The 2,231-nt window shown below is 71.7% G+C and carries 2 protein-coding genes; one reads left to right on the forward strand and one right to left on the reverse strand.

Features of this window, described 5'->3' with window-relative positions; genetic code table 11:
- The coding region (locus G6030_RS02135) for a TPM domain-containing protein (protein WP_182642054.1) at nt 1-753 on the reverse strand (753 nt) is incomplete at its 3' end.
- 67 nt (nt 754-820) lie between these two features.
- Between G6030_RS02135 and dnaG the strand changes: the two genes are divergently transcribed.
- The coding region (gene dnaG / locus G6030_RS02140) for a DNA primase (RefSeq protein ID WP_182642055.1) at nt 821-2,231 on the forward strand (1,411 nt) is incomplete at its 3' end.

Below are 2,231 nucleotides of genomic sequence, written 5' to 3' on the forward strand. Positions count from 1 at the left end.
GTCCACGGCCTGGTCGGCGTCCACGAGCCCGGCTCGGGCGCGGGCGTCGAGCACGTCGATCGGCAGGGCGGACATCCGCGCGGTGTCGTCGCCGGGGATGTCGCGGGCGTCCTCGGCCTGCCGTGCGGTGCGGGCGGCGCGCCGTCGGCGGGTGACCAGGACCAGGACGACGACGAGGACGACGATCCCCGCGATCCCCGCGATGATCGCGAACGGCGAGATCTCGGAGCCGGAGCCCTGCCGCTCGAGTCCGTCGGCGGCACCGATGACAGCCCCGGCCCAGTCGTCGTTCGCCAGGCGCGGCTCGATGTCGCGGTCGGCGATCTGCTGGGCGGTCCGCTGGTCGTCGGCGGGGGAGCGCTCCGGGTCGTCGAACTCGAACCAGTACCTGCCGTCCTGCACGGCCACCACGAGCAGCGCGTCGGAGGCCCCCAGGTCGGACAGCTCCCTGGTCTGCCGCGACCACTGCTCGACCGGGATGCCGTCGAGGGTGTCGACGAAGGTCACCCACAGCTGTATCTGGTCGGTGGAGCGCAGTTCCGCCAGTCGGCTCTCCACGTCGCGGGTGTCGCCTCCGAGCACGCCCGCGGAGTCGGTGAACTGCTGCCGCAGGTTCGACGGCGGCTCCGCGGAGGCGCCGGGTGTACCCCACGCTGTCAGGCAGACCAGGAGCGCGGCGAGGACCGAGGCCGCCGCGAGGTGAAGGCGGCGGAGGGCGACGGGGGTGGCCGGACGGGGTGAAGCGGCGATCATGAGCCCAGCGTATCGGCCCCGGAGAGGGGCCACGCCGGTCCGCCGCGCGGGCGGCTACTCTGGGCGCATGGCAGGGCGGATTCCGGAGCAGGACATCGCCGCGATCCGCGAACGCACCCGTATCGAGGAGATCGTCGGCGAGTACGTGGCGCTGAAGCCGGCGGGCGCGGACTCGCTCAAGGGGCTGTCCCCGTTCAAGGACGAGAAGACCCCCTCGTTCCACGTGCGTCCGCAACACGGCTACTTCCACTGTTTCTCCACGGGTGAGGGCGGTGACGTCTTCGCGTTCCTCATGAAGATGGAGCACATCGGTTTCGTCGAGGCGGTCGAGCAGCTGGCCGACCGGATCGGCTACCGCATCTCCTACGAGGGCGGCGGGCAGGTGGTCCAGCGCGACCGCGGCACGCGCTCCCGGCTGGCGCAGGCCAACGCGGCGGCGCAGAAGTTCTACGCGGAGCGGCTCGCGCAGGACCCGGAGGCTGAGACGGCGCGGACGTTCCTCACCGACCGCGGCTTCGACATGGCCCAGGCGCAGCACTTCGGCTGCGGCTACGCCCCCGCCGGCTGGGACACCATGAGCAAGCACCTCATGCGGCAGGGCTTCGAGCCCAAGGAGCTGGAGGCGGCGGGGCTGTCCAAGACCAGTTCGCGGGGGACGCTCATCGATCGCTTCCACCGCCGGCTGCTGTGGCCGATCCGCAACCTGGCCGGCGAGGTGATCGGCTTCGGTGCGCGCAAGCTGTTCGAGGACGACACCCTGGGCAAGTACATGAACACGCCCGAGACCATGCTCTACAAGAAGTCGCAGGTGCTGTTCGGGCTGGACCTGGCCAAGCGGGAGATCGCCTCGCAGCGGCGCGCGGTGGTGGTCGAGGGCTACACGGACGTCATGGCGATGCACGCGGCGGGCGTGACCACGGCGGTCGCGGCGTGTGGCACGGCGTTCGGCGAGGATCACCTGTCCACGTTGCGGCGGCTGATGCTCGACGACAACTACTTCCGCGGCGAGATCATCTACACCTTCGACGGTGACGAGGCGGGCAAGAAGGCCGCCCTGCGGGCGTTCTCGGGCGATCAGCAGTTCTCGGGCCGGACCTTCGTCGCGGTGGCCCCGCCGGGGCTCGACCCGTGTGATCTGCGTCAGACCAAGGGCGACGTCGCGGTGCGGGACCTGGTGTCGGCGCGGGTTCCGATGTTCGAGTTCGCGATCCGGTCGATGCTGGAGGAGTACGACCTCGACCACGCCGAGGGGCGCGTGGAGGCGCTGCGGCGCACGGTGCCGGTGGTGGCGGACATCCGCGACTCGTCACTGCGGGACGAGTATGCGCGTCAGCTCGCCGGGTGGGTGGGGTGGGACGACCCGGCGACCGTGGTGCGCCGGGTCCGCGAGGAGTCACGTAAGAAGGGCCGGGCACGCTCGGCCGGGGCGGGTCCGGGTCCGCGCCGGCGCGGGCCGGGCGGACCGGGTGGGGGAGCCC

Source organism: Dietzia sp. E1, assembly GCF_014145015.1.
Lineage (GTDB): Bacteria > Actinomycetota > Actinomycetes > Mycobacteriales > Mycobacteriaceae > Dietzia > Dietzia cinnamea_A.